Raw genomic sequence first — 855 nt, 5'->3', positions numbered from 1 at the left:
TCAGGAAGGCCTGAGAATACCGCCGGCAAGGATTTACAAAAAGGGGAGAGAAAATCGCGATATATTGAAGGTTTTGCGGGCAAACAGCAGGGTTCCCGACTTAAATGAAGGGGATATTCATGCGATGGTGGCCGCGGTCAATACGGCGGAGAATCGATTGACAGAAATGGTCGGAAAGTTTGGAAAAGAAGCGGTCCAACAAGGAATGGATGATTTGCTCGAACAAGCCGCGATGAGAGCCGGACGGGTAATCAGCAGGATTCCGGAAGGTTCATACAGTTTTTCAGATTATCTTGATGACGATATGGTTTCTGACGTTCCGATCCGCTTGGCTGTTACGGCAAACGTCTCGGGAGGGGAGATCACATTGGACTTTTCAGACTGTGATCCTCAGGTGAAGACCGCATTTAACCTTGTCACCAATGGAAGCAAACATTCATTTCTATATCAGGGCCTGATCAACTATATCATAAGTGAAGACCCGTATATTCCGATTAACGGGGGGCTGACACGGCCGATCCAAGTTATCGCTCCAAAGGGTACGCTGGTTCATCCGGAATATCCTGCGGCGGTCGGCATTCGTCATTCGATCACGATGAGACTTTATAATGCTGTACTGGGCGCATTGGCAAAGGCGCTTCCGAAAGCCGTGCCTGCAGCAGGCGCCGGTCAGTCAGCGATTGTCGTACTGTCGGTTCCCGATGAATCAACTGGCAGCAGGAAGATGTCGGTGGTCGAACCGATGGGAGGCGGAGGAGGCGGCCAGCATGACATGGACGGAGCAGATGGAATTGACCATGCCTCCGGATTTTTGAAAAATACGCCGATTGAAAGCCTTGAACAGCACATCGACAT

Annotated in this window: 1 protein-coding gene; it reads left to right on the top strand. The window is 50.6% G+C overall.

Annotation, left to right across the window (positions count from 1 at the left end; translation table 11 throughout):
• On the top strand, positions 1 to 855 hold an 855-nt coding region (locus tag ACWHAR_RS25050; protein WP_452088179.1), incomplete at both ends, for a hydantoinase B/oxoprolinase family protein.

The sequence above is a fragment of the Bacillus sp. LR--39 genome, from assembly GCF_053613335.1.
The sequence above is the reverse complement of the archived record's forward strand: the minus strand, read 5'-3'. Positions and strand labels throughout refer to the sequence as shown.